Source organism: Acinetobacter terrae (assembly GCF_002135195.1).
Classification (GTDB): Bacteria; Pseudomonadota; Gammaproteobacteria; order Pseudomonadales; family Moraxellaceae; genus Acinetobacter; species Acinetobacter terrae.
Genome location: NZ_NEGF01000021.1, coordinates 1 through 24,463, shown reverse-complemented (window position 1 = coordinate 24,463; position 24,463 = coordinate 1). Strand labels below are relative to the sequence as shown.

At 38.8% G+C, this 24,463-nt stretch carries 24 protein-coding genes and 5 pseudogenes; 17 read left to right on the top strand and 12 right to left on the bottom strand.

The window, feature by feature from the left end; translation table 11 throughout:
• Positions 1–125 precede the first annotated feature (125 nt).
• Positions 126–365: a thioredoxin family protein gene (locus B9T23_RS16285; RefSeq protein WP_086194813.1), complete on the top strand. Its 240-nt coding sequence runs from the start codon at positions 126–128 to the stop codon at positions 363–365.
• A gap of 77 nt (positions 366–442) precedes the next feature.
• On the opposite strand, the pseudogene B9T23_RS16280 reads toward B9T23_RS16285, so the two are convergent.
• A pseudogene (locus tag B9T23_RS16280) lies at positions 443–898 on the bottom strand (universal stress protein).
• 186 nt (positions 899–1,084) lie between these two features.
• Here B9T23_RS16280 and B9T23_RS16275 point away from each other — a divergent pair.
• On the top strand, positions 1,085–1,465 hold the full coding sequence (locus B9T23_RS16275) for a transposase (RefSeq protein WP_086194812.1): 381 nt from the start codon (positions 1,085–1,087) through the stop codon (positions 1,463–1,465).
• A gap of 91 nt (positions 1,466–1,556) precedes the next feature.
• Here the strand turns inward: B9T23_RS16275 and B9T23_RS16270 are convergent, their stop codons facing one another.
• Positions 1,557–2,261 carry an IS6 family transposase gene (locus B9T23_RS16270; RefSeq protein ID WP_010116189.1) on the bottom strand — a complete coding sequence of 235 codons (705 nt, stop codon included), beginning with the start codon at positions 2,259–2,261 and terminating at the stop codon, positions 1,557–1,559.
• A 63-nt stretch (positions 2,262–2,324) separates the two neighbouring features.
• On the opposite strand from B9T23_RS16270, the pseudogene B9T23_RS16265 reads away from it, so the two are divergent.
• From B9T23_RS16265 to B9T23_RS16255, 4 genes and pseudogenes are all read left to right on the top strand, one after another.
• Positions 2,325–2,720, top strand: a pseudogene (locus B9T23_RS16265) (recombinase family protein); the annotation flags it as partial.
• A 668-nt stretch (positions 2,721–3,388) separates the two neighbouring features.
• Complete coding sequence (locus tag B9T23_RS16260; protein ID WP_086194811.1) at positions 3,389–3,856, top strand: hypothetical protein; 468 nt, start codon at positions 3,389–3,391, stop codon at positions 3,854–3,856.
• Positions 3,857–3,982: 126 nt separating this feature from the next.
• Positions 3,983–4,104: pseudogene (locus B9T23_RS17095) on the top strand (cation diffusion facilitator family transporter); the annotation flags it as partial.
• A gap of 177 nt (positions 4,105–4,281) precedes the next feature.
• Positions 4,282–4,896 carry a thiol:disulfide interchange protein DsbA/DsbL gene (locus B9T23_RS16255; protein ID WP_004668326.1) on the top strand — a complete coding sequence of 205 codons (615 nt, stop codon included), beginning with the start codon at positions 4,282–4,284 and terminating at the stop codon, positions 4,894–4,896.
• Positions 4,897–5,283: 387 nt separating this feature from the next.
• Here B9T23_RS16255 and B9T23_RS16250 read toward each other — a convergent pair.
• Positions 5,284–6,359, bottom strand: a protein-coding gene (locus B9T23_RS16250; RefSeq protein WP_092691341.1) for an IS3 family transposase whose coding sequence is annotated in 2 segments (ribosomal slippage) — positions 5,284–6,107 and positions 6,107–6,359 — 1,077 coding nt in all. Because the reading frame shifts where the segments join, the coding sequence is not laid out codon by codon here.
• A 113-nt stretch (positions 6,360–6,472) separates the two neighbouring features.
• Positions 6,473–7,435 (bottom strand): CDF family Co(II)/Ni(II) efflux transporter DmeF, encoded by a 963-nt coding sequence (gene dmeF, locus B9T23_RS16245; protein WP_034438686.1) that lies wholly within the window; start codon positions 7,433–7,435, stop codon positions 6,473–6,475.
• 56 nt (positions 7,436–7,491) lie between these two features.
• On the opposite strand from dmeF, the gene B9T23_RS16240 reads away from it, so the two are divergent.
• The gene (locus B9T23_RS16240) at positions 7,492–7,758 is read left to right on the top strand and encodes a metal/formaldehyde-sensitive transcriptional repressor (protein WP_004664020.1); all 267 of its coding nucleotides are present in this window, start codon (positions 7,492–7,494) and stop codon (positions 7,756–7,758) included.
• 45 nt (positions 7,759–7,803) lie between these two features.
• Here B9T23_RS16240 and B9T23_RS16700 read toward each other — a convergent pair whose 3' ends face one another.
• From B9T23_RS16700 to B9T23_RS16220, 5 genes are all read right to left on the bottom strand, one after another.
• Positions 7,804–7,896, bottom strand: coding sequence for a YHYH domain-containing protein (locus B9T23_RS16700; protein WP_151809984.1), 93 nt, complete (start codon positions 7,894–7,896; stop codon positions 7,804–7,806).
• A gap of 157 nt (positions 7,897–8,053) precedes the next feature.
• The gene (locus tag B9T23_RS16235) at positions 8,054–10,531 is read right to left on the bottom strand and encodes a heavy metal translocating P-type ATPase (RefSeq protein WP_004281880.1); all 2,478 of its coding nucleotides are present in this window, start codon (positions 10,529–10,531) and stop codon (positions 8,054–8,056) included.
• A gap of 178 nt (positions 10,532–10,709) precedes the next feature.
• On the bottom strand, positions 10,710–10,904 hold the full coding sequence (locus B9T23_RS16230) for a heavy-metal-associated domain-containing protein (RefSeq protein ID WP_086194810.1): 195 nt from the start codon (positions 10,902–10,904) through the stop codon (positions 10,710–10,712).
• A gap of 469 nt (positions 10,905–11,373) precedes the next feature.
• Entirely contained in the window at positions 11,374–12,255 is an 882-nt protein-coding gene (locus B9T23_RS16225; protein WP_005105846.1) for a copper resistance D family protein, read from the bottom strand.
• A gap of 64 nt (positions 12,256–12,319) precedes the next feature.
• Positions 12,320–12,700, bottom strand: coding sequence for a copper resistance CopC family protein (locus B9T23_RS16220; RefSeq protein WP_004281877.1), 381 nt, complete (start codon positions 12,698–12,700; stop codon positions 12,320–12,322).
• A 364-nt stretch (positions 12,701–13,064) separates the two neighbouring features.
• Here B9T23_RS16220 and B9T23_RS16215 point away from each other — a divergent pair, with 364 nt between their 5' ends.
• The 5 genes from B9T23_RS16215 to B9T23_RS16195 are packed head-to-tail and all read left to right on the top strand — an operon-like array spanning position 13,065 to position 18,108.
• Positions 13,065–13,496 carry a hypothetical protein gene (locus B9T23_RS16215; RefSeq protein ID WP_005407407.1) on the top strand — a complete coding sequence of 144 codons (432 nt, stop codon included), beginning with the start codon at positions 13,065–13,067 and terminating at the stop codon, positions 13,494–13,496.
• A 28-nt stretch (positions 13,497–13,524) separates the two neighbouring features.
• Entirely contained in the window at positions 13,525–13,794 is a 270-nt protein-coding gene (locus B9T23_RS16210) for a DUF2933 domain-containing protein (protein WP_005407413.1), read from the top strand.
• A complete protein-coding gene (locus tag B9T23_RS16205; protein ID WP_004681447.1) occupies positions 13,791–14,441 on the top strand; it encodes a methyltransferase family protein in 651 nt (216 codons plus the stop codon). The genes B9T23_RS16210 and B9T23_RS16205 overlap by 4 nt, the downstream gene beginning before the upstream one ends.
• Before the next feature lie 11 nt (positions 14,442–14,452).
• Positions 14,453–16,828, top strand: a complete 2,376-nt coding sequence (locus B9T23_RS16200; protein WP_086194809.1) for a heavy metal translocating P-type ATPase — start codon at positions 14,453–14,455, stop codon at positions 16,826–16,828.
• The gene (locus B9T23_RS16195) at positions 16,825–18,108 is read left to right on the top strand and encodes an MgtC/SapB family protein (RefSeq protein WP_063454657.1); all 1,284 of its coding nucleotides are present in this window, start codon (positions 16,825–16,827) and stop codon (positions 18,106–18,108) included. Before B9T23_RS16200 ends, B9T23_RS16195 begins: the two co-directional genes overlap by 4 nt.
• A gap of 38 nt (positions 18,109–18,146) precedes the next feature.
• Here the strand turns inward: B9T23_RS16195 and B9T23_RS16190 are convergent, their stop codons facing one another.
• Together B9T23_RS16190 and B9T23_RS16185 are read right to left on the bottom strand one after the other, a co-directional pair.
• Complete coding sequence (locus B9T23_RS16190) at positions 18,147–19,547, bottom strand: heavy metal sensor histidine kinase (protein ID WP_086194808.1); 1,401 nt, start codon at positions 19,545–19,547, stop codon at positions 18,147–18,149.
• On the bottom strand, positions 19,540–20,220 hold the full coding sequence (locus tag B9T23_RS16185; RefSeq protein WP_004668313.1) for a heavy metal response regulator transcription factor: 681 nt from the start codon (positions 20,218–20,220) through the stop codon (positions 19,540–19,542). Before B9T23_RS16185 ends, B9T23_RS16190 begins: the two co-directional genes overlap by 8 nt.
• A 148-nt stretch (positions 20,221–20,368) precedes the next feature.
• Between B9T23_RS16185 and B9T23_RS16180 the strand changes: the two genes are divergently transcribed.
• From B9T23_RS16180 to B9T23_RS16165, 4 genes and pseudogenes are all read left to right on the top strand, one after another.
• Positions 20,369–20,665, top strand: coding sequence for a hypothetical protein (locus tag B9T23_RS16180; protein WP_004281865.1), 297 nt, complete (start codon positions 20,369–20,371; stop codon positions 20,663–20,665).
• Between the two features lie 89 nt (positions 20,666–20,754).
• Positions 20,755–22,668: a copper resistance system multicopper oxidase gene (locus B9T23_RS16175; RefSeq protein ID WP_086194807.1), complete on the top strand. Its 1,914-nt coding sequence runs from the start codon at positions 20,755–20,757 to the stop codon at positions 22,666–22,668.
• Entirely contained in the window at positions 22,655–23,575 is a 921-nt protein-coding gene (locus B9T23_RS16170) for a copper resistance protein B (protein WP_086194806.1), read from the top strand. The genes B9T23_RS16175 and B9T23_RS16170 overlap by 14 nt, the downstream gene beginning before the upstream one ends.
• Positions 23,576–23,598: 23 nt before the next feature.
• Positions 23,599–23,796 (top strand): annotated as a pseudogene (locus B9T23_RS16165) (hypothetical protein); the annotation flags it as partial.
• Positions 23,797–23,812: 16 nt separating this feature from the next.
• Here B9T23_RS16165 and B9T23_RS16160 read toward each other — a convergent pair.
• A pseudogene (locus B9T23_RS16160) lies at positions 23,813–24,005 on the bottom strand (DDE-type integrase/transposase/recombinase); the annotation flags it as partial.
• Positions 24,006–24,011: 6 nt separating this feature from the next.
• On the opposite strand from B9T23_RS16160, the gene arsH reads away from it, so the two are divergent.
• Positions 24,012–24,463, top strand: a 452-nt coding sequence (arsH, locus tag B9T23_RS16155; protein ID WP_407640436.1) for an arsenical resistance protein ArsH, incomplete at its 3' end; no start/stop codon positions are given.

Below are 24,463 nucleotides of genomic sequence, written 5' to 3'. Positions count from 1 at the left end.
AAGTCGTGAAAACACAATTGCTCAGCCTTTTTGTGGTGATTGTTTTTGTTGGTATTTTAATCATTGGATATAGTCTAAATTTAGTTGGTCAGTTCTTTATATAAAGCAGTCTCAGGAGATTAGAAATGCAGATTAAAGTTATGGGTACAGGTTGTCGTAAATGTAAGGCTTTATTGGCTGCGACAGAAGAAGCGGTGAAAAGCAGTGGTGTACAAGCTGAAATTGAGTATGTCACCGACATGATCAAGATTGCTGAAACAGGTTTGATGAGTACGCCTGGTCTAATCATTGATGACAAAATTGTCTCAAGCGGTAAAGTATTAGAAGCTCAAGCAGTAGCTGAGTTAATTGAAAAAAACAAGTAAATTGAGTTATTGAAATTTAAGTTTAAAAACCAGTTGCTCCGGCAACTGGTTTTTTATTTAAATGAATAAGAGCAGACTTATTGCTTAACAATGAGTACCGGCAATAGTGAGAATTTTAATACTTCTTCAGCTACACTGCCTAGAGTCAGTTTCTGGATACCCTTACGTCCATGAGATCCTATAATAATGAGGCTAACATCCAGTTCTTCTGCGACTTTGACAATATTTTTTGCAGAAACTTCAGCTTTAATGATTTTTGTTTCAAATTCACTCACGCTTTGATTAGCACATATTTTCTCTGCTTCTGTTAAAGCATGCTTTGCATTGAGACAAGCTTCATCAAAATATTATTTCATGGTCTGAGCATCAGCCCCGAAATAATAAAAGTCAGCGTTTACAAAAGGATTCTCTTCCACAATGCTAATAATCGTAAGCTTGCTATCAAGAGAGTTGGCCAAAATTGTGGCTTGTTTTAAAGCGGCGAAGGCAATCTCAGAGCCATCGATAGGAACCAAAATATTCTTATTAGCCATTGAACAATCCTTAATACCGATAATTTTTAAAACTATTTTTATTCATAGCACAGCATGGAAAGGCGGGCAATTTTAATCTGACTTTTTCCTGCTTGGATTGTAAGTATCCGGCAAAGCACCTCCTTACCAATCTCTCTAATTAGCCTTATGTTAGTCCCCACTTAAAAATAAGTGGGGACTTAATTTATGACCACAAATATCCATGCATCAACCGTATCTGCTTCCAAAAAGCGAAGAACATACAGTGCTGAATTTAAAAATAGTATTGTTCAAGCCTGTAAAGAACCCAATACTTCAATCGCCTCAGTCGCTTTGCAGTATGGCCTGAATGCAAATCTCGTATGTAAATGGATTCGCCTTCTTGATGGCAGACAAACTCTGCACAACCCGGCACTACCCAAGCCCGCATTTATTGCCTTGCCTTACCCTGCAACATTCAATACATCTACTGCAGGAATGTTGCACGTTCACATTACTTTGCCTGATTCGAGCAGAGAGATCGGGCTGAAATGGCAGGCATCAGAAATGTCTGCCTTGGCAGAACTACTCAAGGCACTGGCAACATGATCCGTATCGATGAAATCTGGCTCTCTACCCAGCCGATGGGGCACTGTTGCAAATAGGGATCTGAGTCGATGATGTTCCCTTTAAAAAGTGCTTAGAGACCGAAAACTCTATTCACCAGATACACTTCACCCTGAGGCTGACCATAATAAAATGATGAAGCTTGTCCTTTACGTAGTGCACGCATGACTTCAATACCTTTAATTGTGGCATAAGCCGTTTTCATAGATTTGAATCCTAAGGTGGCCCTGATAATCCGCTTTAGCTTGCCATGATCACATTCGATCACGTTATTTTTGTACTTAACCTGCCTGTGCTCAAGGTCTGGTGGACATTTTCCTTCCCGTTTTAACCGTGATAAAGCACCTCCATATGTGGATGCTTTATCCGTATTGATCACTTGTGGAATTTGCCACTTCTTCACATTATTTAAAATTTTTCCAAGAAAACAATATGCTGATTTGGTATTACGTCTAGAAGAAAGGTAAAAATCAATGGTAAAGCCACGTTGATCGACTGCACGATACAGATAAGACCATCTTCCATTCACTTTTACATAAGTTTCATCAATATGCCATGTGCCGAGATGTGTAGGATTACGCCAATACCAGCGTAAGCGTTTTTCTATTTCAGGAGCATAACGTTGAACCCAACGGTAAATAGTAGTGTGATTAACATTCACACCACGTTCGGAAAGCATTTCCTGAAGTTCACGATAGCTGATGCCATATTTACAATACCAGCGTACAGCCCAAAGAATGATTTCGCCCTGAAAATGCCGACCATGGAAGGGATTCATACACTGAACCTTTAGCTAAAAAACTATTTAGCTTATCATCAATGGCTATTTGCAACAGTGCCGGTGATAGTACATTCCATGGATCGTTTTGCGCGAAGCTTAAAAGATTTGGTGACTGAAGTGGATAAACTGGTCAAACGAGGGATTGCCATCCAGTTTGTAAAAGAAAATATTACTTTTACGGCCCAATCCACCCCGATGGATAATTTGATGCTGCAACTGATGGGTGCTTTTGCACAGTTTGAACGTGAGATCATTTTAGAGCGGCAAAAGGAAGGAATTAAACTTGCCTCTTCTCAAGGGAAGTACAAAGGCCGGGTACATAAATTGAAACCTGATCAGGCTGAAGCTTTGCGACAAGACTGGAAGGAAGGGAAGTACCCTTCAAAAATGGCATTAGGCCAGGCATTTGGAATTAGTCGCCAAGCGGTATATCGGTATTTAAAAGCCGGGGAATAACTCAATTGAAATTGGCGACTATATTTAGTTTAGCTTATGAAAATCGTGAAACGTTGATTAAATAATAAGTGCAGAAAGCAAAGAGTTACAAATTTTATACAATATAAGTTTTTGATTTATAATTAATTAACTCGATTGCAATCTAGCTTTTTCAGCAACGATTTATCTTTTTTAAAATAGTATTAATTTATTTTTTTGAGAACAAACCTTAACAAAATTACAAGTTTGTAATTTTGTTGTCATTCTGATGTATATATTTACTCATTATTATAAGTAAAGATTTTTTTGGTCCAAGATATGATTAGATTCAATAATATGTACATGAAGATTATTTTAGTTATTTTTACTATAGTTTTTTCAACCAGTAGTTTTGCTGATGGGGGACTCCGTTTCTTAGAGAAAAATTTAGAAATAATTAACAATGAAAAAAGCAAAGGGTGTGAAGAGAATTAATTCAAAATTATAATGAAGCACATATAACTAGGAAAACTAAAAATTAGTTATTTTTAGTATGGTGTAACTAAGATTAATTAATTTTTTAAATCGAATGATGAATATATTTATTGTTTTTAATTTATTCTTTACCGTTTTTGAATTTTTAAATAATCCCAAAAGAATATTTGAAACTTTAGGGTTACATATGCTCCTATACATAGAAAGGAATAAATATGCAACTTAGTATAGAAAATGCAAACTTAGACTTAATTATAAAAGTTTGTGCGAAGGCTAAAAGTAATAATTTTACCACCATTTCTGAATACTTAACTTTTTTAGTTGAACAAGATCTGAATGCAAATAGAAAGCTTAGTGAAGAATATATATATAGTATTATTGAAAACTTAATTAATTTAGCGATTCAAAATAGGAAAGATTTTTTAGAGTTTACAATGCAAGAACTATATACGTATTGTATCAAAAATGAAGAAAAATTTAATTATCCTAAATGGTCAAATTTAAATAGAAGTGTACGAATTATATTAGGTAAAAAATTTAAATCAGAAATTTTAAAACACAGTAAAAAATTTGAAAAAGGAGAATTTTATCTAAAATTTTCAGGATTAAATATTAATAACTCTGCGCTCTATACAATTGAAAGAGTCAACGCTATCTCAGCTAATCCTCTAGTTAGTTTATAAATAGTAATTTAAATTAAAAAGTGATTTATCAGGTGAATTTTAACTATATAAATAATTTATTTAATTTAATAAACCTTTCATAAATCATTTTTTGCTCAGTTCTATGTTGTAAATTCCAGCAATTATCATAGCCACGCGGCTGTTACTGAAGAAAATAGTAAGAAGTTAATATTTGCTGTAGGTTTGACCACTACTTTTTAATCGTAGAAATTATAACCGTTTTTATTACTCAAAGTTTAACTTTTGTGATTGTCTAAAAACACATAGCGGCCGAATGGCCATATTAACTGACTTAAAATCAGTCGTATACTTTAATGTAGCGGTTTTGATAGCAAAAAATTTCGCAGCATGAAAACGGAACCGGCATAATTGATTTATAGTGAATCCATACACTAAGCATAATGATTTAAAGGACGATAATCCCAATGAAAAAATTCCTTTTAGGAGCTGTTGCCGCATCTGTTTTGGCCTTTTCAGGTAGTGCTATGGCCAATTTTGTGGCAGGTCAGGACTATCAGGTGGTTGCAAAACCAGTTAAAGTCGAAAAACCGGGCAAAATTGAGGTACGTGAATTCTTCTGGTATGGCTGTGGTCACTGTTTCACGTTGGAACCGCATATGCAGGACTGGTTGAAAAAATTACCCAAAGATATCCGTTTTGTACGTACACCTGCTGCAATGAACCCGCTTTGGGAACAGGCTGCACGTGCTTATTATGTTTCAGAAGCCCTGGGTGTGCGTCAAAAAGCACATTTACAGTTATTCCATGATATTCATGACAAGCAGCGTCCAATTTTAGAACAGGCACAATTGGCCAAGTTCTATACCCGTTATGGTATTTCTGAAGAGAAATTTAACACGACTTATAAATCATTCCCGATTTCGTCAAAAATTGCTCAGGCAAAAAATTTGACTGCTCAATATCAGTTAAGCGGTGTACCAGCGGTGACCGTGAATGGTAAATATATTGTGCAGGGCAATGATGCCAAAGTAATTCAGGTGGTGAATTACCTGATTGAAAAAGAGCGTAAAGCCAAATAAGACGCGATTGATTATCTCTAAAAAAAACCTGCATCGAATCTGCAGGTTTTTTTATTTAAACTGGAGGAATGGTTATTTACGTCCTGACTGCCGGATCTGGTGTTTCTATCGGCGGGCGATACCAGTGTAAAATTCCTCGGAATAAGAGCTGCATCTGCAACACGCTTTGCGCTTTAAAGTCATGGGATTGAATATGAATCGTGGATTGTATCTTTACCAGTTCATACCCGATATCTTCATTCAGAAAATGAATTTTCCTTTCTATTTCAACACGCAGAATTGCCGAGGCGCCCCGACGCTCTACAACAAACAAATTCTAATCTAAGATTTACATGGTAATACCCCCATTTTTAATTGAACTAATGGGTAGAAAATCCAAAGCCCTTGTTATTGTTTAAAATTAGGTGGACAACCATTTACTGACATATGAGGTCGTTCATGATTATAAAAGTACTGCCATAAGGTTGTACAGTCTTGAACCTCACTAAGCTCTCTAAATAAATATTGGTTTAGGCATTCGTATCGAACTGTGCGATTAAATCGTTCAACATAGGCATTTTGTTGAGGGTTACCTGGCTGAGTAAAGATATGCTCAATATCATGTTGATCACACCATTCTTTCATTAAATCGCTTATATATTCAGGCCCATTGTCGGATCGAATATGTTTAGGTTTGCCTCGCCATTCAATTAATTGGTTAAGCCCCCGCAGAACACGTTCAGCCGGTAATGAGAAATCAACAAGGATATCTAACGATTCTCGATTGTAATCATCAATGACGTTATGCACACGGTAGCTACGCCCATCACTGAGTTGATCATGCATAAAATCCATTGACCATGACTCATTCTTAGCTGTTGGTACTGCAAGGGTTTCTGGTTGTTCTCGCTTAATTCGTTTGTTGGGTTTAATCCTTAAGTTAAGTTCAAGCTCTTTGTAGATCCGATATATGCGTTTGTGATTCCATCCATAACCTTTTACATTGCGCAAATACAGATAGCAGAGTTTAAAACCCCACGTTTTATTTTCATTTGTTAGCTTAATCAACCACTCAGCGATTTGAACATTTTCCTCTTTCAAAAGGGCCTTATAGCGATAACAGGTTTGGCTAATATTAAAAATTAAACAGGCCATGCTGATAGAAATCTTAAACTGCTCAGCAGCCTGCTGTGCAAGAGACTTCCGCTGAACTGGCCTTAAAACTTTTTTGAAAGAGCATCTTGTAAAATGTCAGATTTAAGCCGCTCATCAGCATACATACGTTTTAAACGGGCATTTTCAGCCTCTAATTCTTTAAGCCTAGTCATCATGGAAAGATCCATTCCGCCATATTTAGACTTCCACTTATAGAAAGTTGCGGTGCTCATTCCATGCTCACGGCAAAGGTTTGGAACAGGTGTTCCTGCTTCAGCTTGTTTCAAAATACTCATAATTAAGCTGTCTGAATATTTAGATATTTTCATAGAAAATCTCCTTAAATCAAGGGTATTCGATTTTCTACTTTTAAGTCCAATTATTTGCGGGGAGCATTACCACATAAATAGACTGATAAAGTTTAAAAGGAATAAATATTAATTTAAACAACATGGAAATTCTTGTTAATTTCAACAGAAATATGAACAATCTCTTCATGAATTGACAAAGCTTTACGAACTACCTCTGCTGTTAAGGAGTCATTAACTGTATTTAGGGATAAAATACATGAAAATTTACTTCTACCTACTTTCCAGACATGCAGATCAGTAATCGTAATTTGGTTATCTAATTCCTCTACAACTTCCTGAATCTCCTTTACTACAGGATGTTCCATCTCTGCATCAAGCAATGTTTTACCTGTTTCTCTAATCAATCCCCAAGACCATTGTGCTACAAGCACTGCACCTACGATCCCTAGAATTGCATCTAAAAAATCCCATCCAAAATACTTCCCTGCGAAAAGTGCAATAATCGCTAATACAGAAGTTACTGCATCTGCTACTACATGAAGAAAAGCGGCTTTCTGGTTTAAGTCATGGTCATCATGAGAGTGATGATGATCGTGGTGGTGGTCATGGTCATCATGAGAGTGATGATGGTGGTGGTGACCATTTTCACGTAGTAACCAGGCACAAATAAAATTAACGATCAAGCCAACAATCGCAATTGAAATTGCCTCGTTGTAGTGAATATTCACAGGATTGAATAAACGTTCTATCGATTGAACACCCATGAATACAGCAACAACCATCAATAAAATGGCACTCGAATATCCAGCTAAGATTTCTATCTTCCATGTACCGAAACAGAATCTCTGATCACGAGCATATTTTCGAGCCATTTTATAGGCAAAATAAGCTAAGCCCAATGCCAACATATGAGAACTCATATGCCATCCATCAGCCAATAAAGCCATGGAATTAAAGAACCATCCTCCAAAAATTTCAAACACCATCATTACACCAGTGAGGATGGTTGCGATTAAAATTTTCTTTTGTGCTAAAGGATTTCCTTCGTCAAATTGATGCGAATGGTCACTTTTAACATTATTTAGATATTGCATTTTATTGCACCGCAATTAATACTCCCCCATAGTATATGTTCTTGAGGTTGAATAGTATGTCTCACTTAAATCAGAACAAAAAAATTTTAAATCGGATTAGACGAATTCAAGGTCAAACCAATGCCCTTGAACAGAATATTTTAAATTCTGAAAATTCTTGTATTGAGGTATTACAGCAAGTTGCAGCAATTAAAGGTGCGATAAATGGCTTAATGAGTGAGTTAATAGAACTTCATCTTAGAGAACATGTACTCGGTGATACTGAGGAAATAAAGGAAAAAGAACTGAATGAATTTTTAGCTTTAGTTAAACGCTACTTATAACTTTAAAGCACAGTCTTTTAAATAAAAAAACTGTGTGCGCACCTATTAATGACAGTGGTAATCACCAGTTTTACTGTTGGTATGACAACCCTGTGAGTTCGTTCCCCCAGAATGAGCATTCGCATAGGTAAATGACATGCCTATAAAGCATATTAATAAAATTCTTTTCATCTTAATCCCTCTCAAATAATTAGAATATCAACTGTATGATATTTAATAAAAGCCAACATGGCTTAGACCATTTCCAAATATATAAAGTAAAGCCAACAAAACTTTAAATGTATATAAAAAATGGTTAAATAATTGCAAGGGGGGCTTTAAAACGTTTTAATCGTAAAGCATTTCCTAGTACAAATATTGACGAGAGAGCCATTGCACCAGCAGCAAATACAGGAGAAAGTAGCAGTCCAAATTGCGGATAAAGTACACCTGCTGCAATAGGAATCAGAGCTGCATTGTAAACAAATGCCCAAAATAAATTTTCACGAATATTGGTTATAGTCGCTTTGCTTAAAGCGATAGCATTTGGCACTCCTTTCAGGTTGCCAGACATCAAAACCACATCAGCAGCTTCAATAGCTACGTCTGTACCTGTACCTATTGCTAAACCAATATCTGCTTCTGCAAGTGCAGGGGCATCATTAATGCCATCTCCAACATATGCGAGTTTACCATATTGATTTTTTAATTTTTTAACGGCCTCTATTTTACCTTCAGGTAAGACTTCTGCAATAACCTCATCAATACCTAGTTTTTTTGCAATCGCTTGAGCTGTATGACGGTTATCACCTGTAATCATGGCAACCTTTAAACCTAACTGATGTAACGCTTCAATTGCAGCAAATGTTGATTCTTTAATTGGATCTGCTACAGCAATAATGGCAGCAAGTTTCTGGTCAATCGCAACATAGAGAGGGGTTTTTCCTTCTTCTCCCAAACGATCCGAAAATTGAGAAAAAACATTAGGATTCAAACCTAGTTTTTCCATATATCGATCTGCACCAATATGAACCAAATGTTCAGACACCGTTGCTTCTATTCCATAGCCCGTGACTGACTTGAAATCAGCAACAGGAGACAGGATTAATTCCTTATCTATAGCGGCTTGTACAATTGCTCGAGCAATAGGATGCTCAGACTTTGATTCAACGGCTGCCATAAGTGAAAGTACGGCATTGTATTCAAACCCTTCTAAGACATGCAGATCGGTTAAAATTGGTTTCCCTTCAGTCAGGGTCCCTGTTTTATCAACAGCAACCACTTTAGTTTCTTTGAGCAGCTGCAAAGCTTCCCCTTTACGGAATAAAACACCCATTTCAGCACCACGCCCAGTTCCCACCATGATTGATGTAGGCGTTGCAAGTCCCATTGCACAAGGACATGCAATAATGAGTACCGCAACTGCATTAACTAAGCTAAACGTTAGGGCTGGCTCAGGGCCGAAGATAAACCAAGTAATAAAAGTTAAAAGAGAGAGACCCATTACTACAGGTACAAACCACATGGTAATTTTATCAACCAATGCCTGAATAGGCAGCTTGGAACCCTGTGCCTGTTCAACCATTCGGATGATTTGAGAAAGCACTGATGAACTACCAACAGAGGTGGCTTTGATATTTAAGCTGCCACTTTGGTTAATTGTTCCTCCTACCACAGTAGAGCCTATCGTTTTTTCAACGGGCATAGGCTCGCCAGTAATCATGGATTCATCAATAAAACTTTGGCCGTGAATAACTTCACCATCGACAGGGATACGCTCGCCTGGTCTAATCTCTACAATCGTTCCTGTTTGAACTTCGGCAATCGGAACTTCTATCACCTGATTATTGAGCTGTATTCTGGCAACTTTAGGCTGCATTCCAACTAGATGTTGAATTGCTAAAGACGTTCGGCCTTTTGCCTTGGCTTCAAAAAATCTACCTAATAGAATTAAAGTGATAATAACCGCTGCAGCTTCATAATAAACATTGACCGTGCCTTGTGGCAGGACACTTGGAAAGAAAGTAGCAACCACTGAATAAAGATAAGCAGCCAATGTTCCTACAGCCACCAAGGAATTCATGTCTGGTGCTAAGCGGAATAAACTTGGGATGCCCTTTTTAAAGAAGCGTCGGCCTGGAAAAATTAATGCTACTGTGGTCAAGAAAAATTGCATTAACCAGCTATTTTGTTGGCCAATGTTATCCATCATAAACGTATGAAAGGCGGGAATCAGGTGTGATCCCATTTCTAAAATAAAAACGGGTAGAGTCAATAAGACTGACAAAATTAAATCTTTTTTAAGTTTTTCTAATTCAATATTTTTTTTATCTTGAAAGCTTTCCGTAGTTTGATGAACTGACTTTGCTTCAAACCCTGCTTTGGTGACAGCCTGAATTAACGAGTCACGAGTGACAGATGAGCTTGCCTGAATAGTCGCTTTTTCAGTAGCCAGATTTACATGAGCTGATTCCACACCCTCAACAGATTTTAAGGCCTTTTCTACTCGACCTACACAAGAAGCACATGACATACCCTCAATCGTAAGCTCTATTGGTTGCAGCGCTTCCACTTCGTAGCCTGCTTTTTCTACGGCTTTAATTAAAGTAGCGCGATCAAGTGGTTGATGCGCATAAATGACTGCTTTTTCGGTAGCCAGATTTACATGAGCCGATTCAACACCCTCAACAGATTTTAAAGCTTTTTCCACACGGCCTACACAAGAAGCACATGTCATCCCCTCAATCTCTAATGTTTCACTGTAGTGTGGCGTATCAGTCATTTCGGTACTCATATACGATCTCTATCATTTAGATATGCTGAGTTCTATATGCGAAGATCAGCTCGAACCAAGATTAGGGGGAATTCAGGGATTACTTTTATTTCAAGCAAGTACAGGTTTTATCTGTACGATGAGGAAAATAAGAGAGAGTAAAAGTGGTAAGGAATTCCCACTGTTACTCTAACAGAGATTAAGCAGGAACAGCTGTAAATCCACGCTCACTGAGAGTGGCAATGACTTGATCCTGACTCACCGTTGTGTTGATTTCAACAATACGGTTTTGTAAATCAATATCGAGTGAGGCATTCGAGTCGAGCTCTTTAATTGCGGTAGTAATGCCGCGTGCACAACCACCACAAGTCATATTAGCGATGTGAAATTTCATATGTTGCTCCTTTTTAACAAAACATTTGTTTAAAACATTAGAACAGTAACTCTAAACTTTCACCATACAACCAGCCTTTTTCTGAATCAGTTACTCGCTGTAACTTGGTCTGTTTACAACCTTACAGTTTTCTTCAGAGTATTCTAAAGCATAGCGTTCTAATGACTACAGTAAAAGTACTTAACCAACATTAATGTGACTTTAAAATGACATTTTTGTCATCTACGATCACTCTGAAATTTATAAGATTAGTTATTTCAATCAATGGTAGTGAACTGAATAGATGAGACCGTTATGGGTTGAAGATAAGCTAAAAACCGGTGACTACCTTTATGTATAATGCCTCATGATGCGATTTTACTGTTCTGATTGTCGTAAGTTGGCAGTCCAGTAGAAACTTTATTGCTCAGCTACAAAAGATAAATGCAGTAATGTTAAATTTCCTCAATTCCCTTATTTTGAAATTCTCTTATTCAATACCCACGACAGTGGTTATATAGCCTGTTGTTAATAGAATTGATAGACCTAATAACATCTCAAATAAAATGGCATGACTAAGGTGTTTAGCGAATTTAGGATGTTGAAGACGCGGGGTGAAATACCATTTGTTGAAGGCAGCTAAAAGTAGAATACCTATAACAAAAAACATTTTAACCATGAAACCATAGCCATATGCAGTATTGATTAAGGTATTAAAATCTTTAATTAAAAGAAGAGCTACACTAGCGCCACAGGCGATTAATATCCCAACAATGAAAGCAGCAATACGTCCAAATACATGCATGCGATCTTTTAAAGGTAAACCACTTATTTCCCGGCTGGTTTTCCATAACGGATATAAAGACCCCATCCATAACGACATAACTAGAATATGGATTGATAATAAAATTTGAGCAAGTAAGGTTAAATTAGCGACATGTCCGAGCTGGGAAAAACTAAAAATAATCGGGAGAAGTAAAACACAAAATATTGAACTTTCAATTATAGAAAACTGACCTTTGTTCCTGTTAAGTTTAACCACCATGAGAAGAAGTAAAAGAGCAAAACTAATAGAACGAAGAACGTATATATACCCCGTCGGAGTATTAACCAATATATTAATATACGTGGGGTCCACCATACCTGTAATACCAGTATTGGCAAAACTACCAATCAGAATAAAAAATCCCAAGGTACTGGAAATTAGGCCTAATCCAGCGCCAATTGTAATATATTTAAGAATCGATTCTTTTAGTTCAAGATATTGTCTAAGTAAAAAATAGCAAAAGGCTCCACCAACGACAAAAGCTACACTTAAATATAAAATAACCTTAGTTAACCAAGTGGCCCACATCCAATATTCAGAAATCATTATTTTTGTCCATTCTAGAACAACATGCCAGCACCTCACTGACATGTTGAAAGGTAATCAATTCTTATTTAGTTGATTTGATAGTGAAACTATATTCACCATTCATGTTGTGACCATCTTTCCCCATTGTTGTCCAGACAACGGTATATTTACCTTTTTTCAGTTTCGGAAGAGCGACATCAAAGGATTTCTTTAAGTCATGAGTAACTTCATATTTTAAAGGAACATCTCTTCGCTGAGCATCCAGTAACTTAATATTCATCAACATAACCTCTGCACCAAAGTTAAGGGTCAAGTTCTTTGGTTGACTAAGGATAGATGCATTTTCCGCAGGAATCGCACTCACTAAACTCACATGAGCGAACGTAGTTGTAGTAGCCACAATCATCGTTGCAGCTACTACAACATTACGTAGAGCAGTCATTTTATTTTGAAATAATTTCATTTACGTTTCCTCTTGATTCGTTAGTTCATTAGAGATGACTTTATAAAATCTATATTTAATGAGACCACATCATCTCCTCTTATATTTCAATTATTAGTGAGAGACAGAAACAGAGCGATGACTTCAAAATTACATTTTTGTCATTTTTAAAAATCAATAGACTCAAGTGATAAAATTATTCAATAGAAATAAAAAAATTGACTATAACCAGCTACCACCTAAGTAAAACACCGGTGGCATAACCAGCGATCAACTTCATCAAAAGAATGAGTGGAGCAAATAAATGAAAAATACCTCTCTCTATTTGTTTGCTTCATTCATTTAAAGGTTGTATCGGCTGATCAACTGATGGAAGGAAAATATCATGACTTATATCCGCCAAACTTTACTCGCACTTTGTATAACCACTGCCGCTCTAGGTGCATTAGCCCAAAATCCTGAAGAGCATAAAACTCATCACCCAGAAAATACTCCTCCATCCACAGTCACTGTTAAAAAGACAGCTACTGGCACGATGACTCCAGACAAAATGGCTGCAATGGACCAGCACATGAAAGCGATGCAAGCCATGCATGAAAAGATGATGGCTGCAAAAAACCCGCAAGAACGTCAGAAACTTATGGCTGAGCACATGAAACTCATGCAAGGAGGTATAAGCATGATGAAACAGATGGGTAGCCAAAGCATGAATGCCAATATGGCTGACCGTCAGCAAATGATGGAAAAACGCATGGACATGATGCAATCCATGATGCAAATGATGATGGACTGTATGCCTCCCTCCACAACTAAATAATTACCCATGAATTAGAGAGGGAAGCACCATGAACCATCAACCTCAAGAACATAATTCAGTACCTAACTTTTGGTCTACACGTTATGCCATCGGTCTATTAGTGCTTGGTGGTGTGGCAGCCTATTTTCTCTTAACCGAGCATTTGGCCCATGTCGTTGGTTTTTTACCCTTTTTACTCCTTTTAGCTTGTCCACTCATGCATATTTTTATGCATGGTGGTCATGGACATCACCATCAACAGAAAAAATCAGACCCATCAGATAATAAAAAATCGCGCGAACCAGGAGATCCATCATGAATCATGCGGAATCGGCCTATGGTCTGTGGTGGCTCGTCATCATAAATTCGGCAATTTTCATTATGTTTGCCTTCAGTTTTTTTAAACCCGCCACAGCACGAGACTGGCGTACTTTTAGCGCTTTCTCTGCTTTCATCATTGCATTGTTTGTCGAGATGTATGGTTTCCCTTTAACCATTTACCTGTTGTCAGGCTGGCTACAAACTCGCTTTCCTGAACTTGATTTGCTGTCGCATAACTCAGGTCACTTATGGTCAACGCTACTGGGTGAAAAGGGTGATCCACATTTTGGCATTCTGCACATCGCGAGTTATATTTTTTTGGGCTATGGTTTCTATTTACTGTCATCAGCATGGAACGTGTTGTACCACGCACAACGTCATCACCAATTGGCAGTAACCGGACCCTATGCGCGCATACGTCACCCCCAATACGTGGCTTTTATCTTGATCTTGCTGGGGTTTTTATTGCAATGGCCAACTTTACTGACACTGATTATGTTTCCAATCTTACTCTTAATGTACAGCCGCTTGGCAATTAAGGAAGAGGCTGAAATGAGTAAACAGTTTGGCGCTGTCTATGACAGCTATGCTCAACAGACTCCGAGATTTATTCCAAAATTCGGCCATAAAACCACTTTTCCATAAGAGAATTATTTATGTCAGATCAAAAAAATCATAACCAGGACCATATGGCACAGGCTACAACAGACGTACTGAAAGACCCAGTCTGTGGTATGACCGTCACTGAAGAATCGAAATACCATGAGGAATTTAAGGGGAAAACTTACTTTTTTTGCAGTGATAAATGTCAATCAAAGTTTCATAGCAGCCCGGTGCAATATATCGCTAAACCCGCAACGACGACTGCCGATGCACATACACAGCATCATCAGACTACTCAATCCGTTAATGAGACAAGCACAACAGGCACGACCATCTATACGTGCCCAATGCATCCAGAAATTAAACAAGATCATCCTGGAAACTGTCCTAAATGTGGAATGACACTGGAGCCACTCATTCCCGAGTTAGAGGAAGATGAGAATCCTGAGTTACGTGATTTCCGTCGACGCTTCTGGTGTACACTGCCACTGACCATAGTCGTGACTTTTTTGGCGATGTTTGGCCATCAACTGAACCTGTTCGACATGGCGGTTCAGAGCTGGATTGAATTAGTGTTGTCACTGCCGATCGTACTCTGGGCAGGTTGGCCATTTTTTTCCCGTGGTTGGCAATCGGTCGTGAATCGCAGCCCGAACATGTGGACCCTGATCGGTCTAGGTACAGGGGCTGCTTTTATTTACAGTGTGGTTGCAACTGTAGCGCCACAAATCTTTCCAGACTCATTTATTTCCATGGGCCGTGTCGCTGTTTACTTTGAAGCTTCAGCGGTCATTATTTCGTTGACCCTACTGGGACAAATACTAGAATTAAAAGCACGTTCGCAAACTTCTGCTGCAATTAAGTCACTACTCGGACTTGCTCCTAAAACAGCTCGCCGAATTCTGTCCGATGGAACTGAGGAAGACGTTCCTCTGACTCATGTCCATGTAGGAGATTTACTTCGCATCCGCCCAGGTGAAAAAGTTCCTGTGGATGGTGTAGTCACTGAAGGAAGTAGTTCAGTAGATGAATCAATGCTGACAGGCGAACCTTTACCAATCACTAAACGTGTCGGCGATAAAGTCATTGGCGCTACCCTGAATACCAATGGTTCATTGATCATGCGTTCAGAGAAAATTGGTTCAAGTACCATGTTGTCCCAGATCGTACAGATGGTGGCACAAGCTCAACGCTCGAGAGCACCAATGCAACGTATGGCTGATCAGGTAGCAGGTTGGTTCGTCATGGCTGTAGTGACCATTGCCTTGCTTACCTTCTTTGGATGGGGATTGTTCGGCCCAGAAGAGTCGAGCTGGGTTTATGCATTAATCAATGCTGTGGCAGTACTCATTATTGCCTGTCCTTGTGCACTAGGCTTGGCAACTCCAATGTCTATCATGGTTGCAACGGGTCAAGGTGCTACTCATGGTGTGTTGTTCCGCGATGCAGCAGCCATTGAGAATCTGCGCAAGATTGACACACTAATCATCGATAAAACAGGTACGTTGACCGAAGGACGCCCTGTATTCGATCGTGTGGTTGCCGCATCAGGTTTCGATGAATCTGAAGTATTACGTTTAGCCGCCAGTCTTGATCAAGGCAGTGAACACCCGCTAGCCGAAGCGATTGTAAATGCAGCACACGAACGTGGCCTGTCTCTTGAAACACCAGATAATTTTGAATCAGGCTCAGGGATTGGTGTTCGAGGTCAAGTGGGCGATCGTCAGTTAGCTTTGGGCAACACAGCACTGATGGAGCAATTAGGTATCTCGGTACAATCTCTGATTCCGCAAGCCGAAGAGCTGCGTTCAGAAGGTGCAAGTGTGATGCATCTAGCCATCAATGGTGAATTGGCCGGCCTGCTTGCAGTATCCGATCCCATCAAAAAAAGTACCCCTGAAGCACTTGCCACCCTGAAGGAAGCTGGACTACGTATCGTGATGGCAACAGGAGATGGTCTCACCACTGCCCGTTCAGTCGCAGCACGTCTGGGTATTGATGAGGTACATGGTGAAGTTAAACCCGCAGATAAACTAGAACTGGTCAGCAAATTGCAGAAGGAAGGTCGCATCGTGGCAATGGCCGGCGATGGAATCAATGATGCACCAGCACTAGCCAAGGCTGATGTCGGTATCGCTATGGGGACCGGAACTGATGTCGCAATGAATAGTGCTCAAGTTACGCTGGTCAAGGGGGATTTACGCGGTATCGCGGTTGCCCGTTCCCTTTCGGAAGCTACTGTTGGCAACATGAAACAGAACCTCATGTTTGCTTTCCTTTACAATGCCTTGGGTATCCCAATCGCAGCTGGCGTACTCTATCCATTTACCGGTTGGTTATTGTCACCCATGATTGCGGCCTTGGCGATGAGTTTTAGTTCAGCTTCAGTCATCACGAATGCCCTTCGCCTGCGAAATAAAAAGTTATGATAGAGAGTTCTTTTCTTCCACCAGATGTACCAGGTCTTATTGCAGCACTTGCCATCGGCCTGCTCATTGGTTTAGAACGAGGATGGCACGATCGTGAATTGCCCGAGGGCAGCCGAGTAGCAGGCCTACGTACCTTCACATTGACAGGATTGCTCGGAGGAGTGCTCGGTCATTTACAACCAAACTTCGGGCCTTGGCCGCTGGTCGCGGCCGTATTAGGGCTTTCCTTATTATTAACAGTGTCCTACGCGCGTACCGCAAAACTTTCCGGTAATCTAAGCGCTACCACGACGATCGCGATGCTGTTGACATTAGTTTTAGGTGCATATGCATCCCATGGTAATGTTACTTTAGCATTAACCGCGGCTGTAATCGTCGCTGTATTTTTGGATCTCAAGCCAACCTTACACGGTTGGCTACGCTTGATAGAGCATCGTGAATTAACCGCATCCCTGCAGTTGCTGGTACTTTCTGTCGTTATATTACCCTACTTACCCAATACGGGTCTGGGACCTTTTGCTGCATTAAATCCTTACCAGTTATGGTGGGCAGTGATCCTGATTGCCGGACTCTCTCTGGCAGGTCATTTTGCCATGCGGCTCACCGGTTCAGAAAGAGGCATACTCTGGACAGGTCTATTGGGTGGTTTGGCATCTTCTACAGCTGCAACTGTCGCACTGGCACGCTATACACGCCAGCACCCCGTCATGGTCAGTGCTGCTATTTCTGGAACATTGGCTGCCTGTGGCATCATGTTTTTTCGTATGGTTGTGCTGATAGGCGTCATTGAGCCAGCATTGCTAAGCACTTTTGGTGGTGCAATGATGATTGCGGGAATCCTTCTGCTGGGTATGGCATTGTGGAGACAACGCCAAATTACCAGCGCTGAAAACAACGATCGAACAATAGAAGCAATGGCTCCTTTTGATCTTGGGACAGCATTCAGCTTCGCTGCTTTCCTGGCTGTCATGGCAGTCTTGGTCCCGGCAGCAAAACAATGGTTGGGCACCAGCGGCATCTTCGTATTATCGACTATTTCTGGGCTAGCAGACGTAGATGCTATTTTAGTCTCACTTGCCCGCCTGCATAGTACTGAAGGCTTAACAACAAATGTGGCTGCTGTCGCGCTAGGGCTGGCCACACTGAGCAACATGTTAAGCAAAGCGACAATTGCATGGATGACAGGGGGGGCACAGTTTGGCCGAGCTATCATATTTGGCTACACAATTGCCATGATAGGTGCTGGCGTAGCTCTGGCTCTCAGTTTGAGCTTTATGTAAGGTCAACTCGGGTAAATGGAAGATGTTCAAAAAATGAGTTAAAATGATTCCCCTTGCATGGATTCACTTTGAAAAACAATGGTAAAAATGATTCGACCATTGAGGGATTCAGCCTGGATGGTCGCCCCAAGCATATCAAGAATAGATTTTGTTATGGCAAGCCCTAAGCCGGTTCCTTCTTCTGTTCTTTGTCTAGACGCATCTGTTCGATAAAAACGATCAAATAATCTGGATAGTTGTTCAGGAGAGAGTTCAGGGCCTTCATTTTCAATTGAAAATATTGTGTTATCTAAATTCTGTTGAAGTTTTATCTGTATTGTAGAATTCTTGTTTCCATATTTAACTGCATTAGACAATAGGTTGCTGAGTGCGCGACGTAACATAGCAGGATCACCTTTTACATTGCCAGATCCTGTTTGTTGAAGTGTCATATTTTTTTCGGCAGCTAGAGCGTCATAGAAATCAAATAAAGCGGTAACTTCTTTAATGAGGTCAATATTCTGTAAGTTCTGTAAATTTAAGCCATGTTCTGCTTTTGCCAAGAAAAGCATATCGGACACCATTCGAGCCAAACGTTCAAATTCTTCTAAATTAGAAAATAGTATTTCTTGATAAGTACCAATATCTCGGTTACGGGCGAGACATACTTGAGTTTGGGTCATTAAATTATTAATCGGTGTTCTAATTTCATGTGCTAAATCAGATGAAAAATCGGAAAGTTTTTCTAAAGCTGACTCTAGTCTGTCCAGCATAGCATTGAAGGCGATTGCCAATGATTTTAGTTCGGTTGGTGTATGCTCAACTTCTAAACGTTCTGAAAGATGTTGAGCAGAAATTCCTTCTGCGACCTTAGCCATTTTTTGCACGGGTCTTAAACCTCTCCAGGTTGCAAACCAACCTAAAAACATTAAACAAATTGTACCAGCCAAACCAATATACAAAAGTTGACGCTTAAAATCTTTTAGAAAATGTAGATGTTCTGATGTATCGATCCCAACAATAATTCGTACAGATTGTATTTCAGAATTTCTATTTATACCTGTAGTGTAGATCATGCCACGATAGGTCTTATTTTGAACTTGCCATTTAATCCATGAATTATTTGCTGACTTGATTAAATTTTGAGTATTAATGATTGAGGATGCTGAACTAAATAAAATTTGGCCTGTCGGTCGTTCTATTTGGACCATAAGATCATGGTGTCCAACTAACGCATCTCTTAAATAAAGATTAAGTTCTGGAGAATTTTTAGGATGCTGTTGGAGAAGATTCTGAATAAGCTGGATTTTACCTTCTAATTGGGTACGGTCTTGAGTTTCAAAATGATGCATTACTAATTTATTTATGAACAAACCCATAATAATTAGAATGAAAATAGTAGATAATGAGAAAATGATACCGATCCGGAAACTGATCGCTCTGAATAAATTATTATTCATCCTCTACCTCTAGTACATACCCCATTCCTCGAATATTCTGAATTAATTTGGGAGTAAAGTTACTGTCAACTTTACTTCTTAATCGTTTAATAGCGACTTCAACGACATTCGTATCACTATCAAAATTCATATCCCAAATTTGAGAAGCAATCAGCGCTCTTGGTAAAATTTCACCTCGTCTACGCATAAAAAGTTCCATAAGCGCGAATTCTTTTGCCGTCAGATCAATGCGTTGACCCGCTCGCGTTACCCGACGTTTTCTCAAATCAAGTTCTAAATCAGCAATCTTAATAATATTACTATCTTCTCTTTGCTGCCCTCGTCTAAGGAGAGTTTTGATTCGAGCAAGAAGCTCTGCAAAAGCAAAAGGCTTTATTAAATAATCATCAGCGCCTAGCTCTAATCCTTTTACTCGATCTTCGATTTGATCTCGGGCGGTAAGAAAAAGAATGGGCATTGTTTTACCGCTGCTACGAATATCATTGATAATATTCCAACCATTTAGTCCAGGTAACATCACGTCTAAAATAATTAAGTCATACTCTTCAGAAAGAGCTTGATGTTTACCCGTTAACCCATCTGTAACCCAGTCCGTAATATAGCCAGCTTCGGATAAACCTTGCTTGAGATAATCACCAGTTTTTTGTTCATCTTCAACTAATAGTATTCTCATTTCCGAATCCTAAGTCATTCATTAAAACTATAATAACGTTATAAAACATCTGATCGAGATAGATTACAAAAATGTCATTTTCAAGTCACTTAGATGTTCAGTGCTTCACTTTATTGTAGTAGCAAGAAATTAACTTTTAGAGAAACTTATGAAAACTGTAGTGCGTCGTAGTCTAACAATTTTAATGTGTGCTGGAACTTTAATTGCTGGTACTCAATCTTGGGCAAAAGATGTATCAACCTCAAGTGCCACTAAAACGGTAAAAGCACAGGAACCTTGTACAAAACCTTGTAAAATGGAAAAAGATGACAAGACTCAGCAAGATCATAGTCAACATCAGTCTCCTAACTCATCTGACATGTCAAAAATGGATCATTCTATGATGAATATGGACCATTCTAAAATGGATCATTCAAAGATGAATATGCCTAGTAGCAATAAATAATTTTATAAATAGCGAGAAAGAAGTATTAAAGTTTATACTAAATATTTGCTTTATTACTTCAATCTTGACCTTTCTAAAGGTGAGATAGAATGTCAAAAAAGTTAAGTCATATACTCTTAATTGGAGTTGGTTTATTTTCATCAACTTGGGTAATGGCGGCAGTTAAAGAATATGATTTAACAATCGCTGAACAAACTGTAAATATCACAGGAAAACCAGTTGAGAGAATTACTGTAAATGGTAAATTCGTTGCACCACTTCTTGAATTTGAAGAAGGTGATGAGGCCGTTATCCGTGTTCACAATAAGTTAAAAAATCAGGACTCTTCAATCCATTGGCATGGCTTATTATTACCTGGAATTATGGATGGTGTACCTGGATTTAACAAATTTAATGGCATTGCCCCTAATAAAACTTATGAATATAAGTTTAAAGTCCGCCAAAATGGTACTTATTGGTATCATTCACATAGTAAAGGACAAGAACAAGACGGTTTATATGGTGCTTTTGTTATTTATCCTAAAGATAAAACTCCACTAACAGCTGCTGAAAAAACCGATAAAGATTACGTTGTTTTGCTTTCTGATTTTCATAATTCGACAAGTGATCAAATTATGAAAAATATTAAAAAAGAAGCAGACTACTATCAGAACCGCCGCGAAACAGTATTCGATGTATTAAAACAAGTTAAACGTGATGGGCTAAAAGCGACTTGGCAAGACCGTTCTATGTGGAATCAGATGCGAATGCTGAAAACAGATATGTCCGATGTGACTGGTTATACATTTTTAATGAATGGCAAGACACCTCAGCAAAATTGGACGGGTAACTTCAAAGCTGGTGAAAAAGTTCGCCTTCGTTTTATTAATGCTTCCGCTATGTCATTCTTTGATGTACGCATTCCAAACCTAAAAATGACTGTAGTCAGTGCTGATGGTCAACCTGTAAAGCCCGTTCCTGTAGATGAGTTCCGTATAGGTACTGCTGAAACTTATGATGTCATTGTTGAACCGAAACAAGCCCATTATCAAATCGAAGCTGAATCTATTGATCGTACTGGATTTTCGGTTGGAACCTTACATGATGAAAATACCTCACCTGTAAAACAAATTGAGATGCCTAAGCCTCGTCCTCGTTCTTTATTGACTATGGAAGATATGGGAATGAATCATGATATGTCTTCTATGAAAGGCATGAATCACGATATGTCTTCTATGAAAGGTATGGATCATGATATGTCTTCTATGAAAGGCATGAATCACGATATGTCTTCTATGAAAGGTATGGATCATGATATGTCTTCAATGAAAGATATGAATCATGATATGTCTTCTATGAAAGGCATGAATCACGATATGTCTTCTATGAAAGGTATGGATCATGATATGTCTTCTATGAAAGGTATGGATCATGATATGCCGATGAATAGCGCTACTGTTAAGGCGGCTTCAGACAAGAATGATAATACCGTATTTGGATGGGCAAATGCTTCAACACCTGAAGGTAATAAAGCATTGCAATATAGTGATTTGCAATCGTTAGATCCTCAAAAAGACACTCGTGCAGCTGAACGTGAAATAGAGATCCGTCTTGGTGGAAACATGGAGCGTTATATTTGGACAATAAATGGTAAAAAATTTAATGAAGCCGACCCACTAGTGGTGAAGTATGGTGAACGTATTCGCTTAAAATTTGTCAATGACAGTATGATGGCTCACCCAATGCACTTACATGGCATGTTTATGCAGCTTGAGAATGGTCAGGATCCAAGCAATATGCCAAACAAACATACGGTAATTGTTCCACCTGGGAAAACGATAACCACTCTACTCACAGCTGATGAGTTAGGTGAGTGGGCTATTCATTGTCACCTGCTTTACCATATGAGTGCAGGAATGATGAATAAACTCATTGTAGCTCAAGTGGAAGATGGTAATTCTACAAAGACTGTTGCTCAGCCCCCAATAAGTGAGAAGGGAGTAAATCCACATGCAAATCACTAAGAATTTCTTCTCAAAAACAGTCTTATCAATTGCATTAATAAGTATATCAAACTTAACTTTTGCTAATAGCAGCACTTCGGAACAAGAAAGTAATATTACAAATGGTATGAGAGTCTTATTACAGGAGTCTGGTGGCTTAAGATATAGCCCCCAAGAATTGTATCCAGAATATTATTCAATGGAAAATGCAAATGGGGGAGATAATATTATTCTGACCGCAAGAAAGAGATCAGCCCCATCTCATGATGATCATCTTAAAGAACATGGTGGACAAATTTATCAAACGACAAAATTTGAAAATGAATGGATGGTTGATGAAGACGGTAAGGGCAACCTAGGAACAAAGTTTGAAACTTTAATTGGAACAGATGAAAATCGTCTATTTATTGAAGCCAATTCGGAAAAGTCAGAAAGTAATGATCCAAAATATGCTGTATCAGCACTTTATAGCCGTAACGTAGCCCCATTTTGGGATGTACAAGCTGGGGTAAGATATAGTGAAGATAAAAATAACAGCAGCAGCGATCGAGTGGATGGGGTTATTGGTATATTAGGTCTAGCTCCTTATTTCTTTGAAACTCAGGCTTATTTATATGGTGGTGAAAATAATTTTTGGGGAGCTAGTTTTGAATTAGAGCGTGACTTCTTGCTAACCCAAAAACTTATTACTCAACCTTATATTGAAGCAGATTTAGTATTAAACGATGATTCTAACTATGCTTCAAAAAACGGATTATCCGAATTGAAGACTGGGCTGAAAACTCGTTATGAGATTACTAAACGGATTAAACCTTTTGTTGATGTAGCTTATCAATATGAAAAGGGACAAAAGCTAACTTCTCTACAACAAGCGTCCAATTCAGAAAAAGGATGGTTGTATGGTGCAGGTATCGAGTTTGTTTTTTAAAATAGTATGATTTGGATTCATGAATGGTAGCTTCGGCTACTATTCATGAATTATTACTATTTATTTTCGAATCTGTAAAACTAAAAAAGCTTAATTTTTGGTCTATTTTTATGCAGTGGTTAAAAACATGCTTATCGCTGTTTTTATCGTTTGCTATTCTTTTAGTAGGATCGGCTGCTACTACTTCGTCTGTACATCATCGGTGTTTAATGCCATCTGAATAGATGCATGTGGCATAGCCGTCTTCATCGATTTGAATCCTAAAGTGGCCCTAATGATCCGCTTTAGCTTGCCATGATTACATTCGATCACGTTATTTTTATACTTAACCTGCCTGTGCTCAAGATCTGGTGGACATTTTCTTTCCCATTTTAACCGTGACAAAGCACCTCCATATGTGTGCTTTATCTGTATCTATCACTTGTGGGGCCTTCCTTTGCCAGAAGATGCGGATACTGAGCATCCAAAAGTAAAAGAACTGCATGAGCTTCTTGCATGGTCTGAAGGTATGGTCTGGTGTTCACCTGAACGTCATGGTTCTATGAGTTCCATTTTTAAATCACAAATAGACTGGATTCCACTTGCAGGAGGAGCAATCCGTGCTACCCAAGGTAAAACCCTTGCCTTGATGCAAGTCAGTGGTGGATCACAGTCATTTAACAGCCTGAACCAGATGCGTATTTTGGGGCGGTGGATGCGGATGATCACCATTCCAAATCAGTCTTCAATTCCGAAAGCTTTCTTGGAATTCGAAGAAGATGGACGAATGAAGCCTTCAGCTTTCTATGACCGGATTGTGGATGTCATGGAAGAGTTATTTAAGTTCACTCTACTGACTCGTGGTCAAAGCAAATACCTGACTGATCGTTATTCTGAACGCAAGGAATC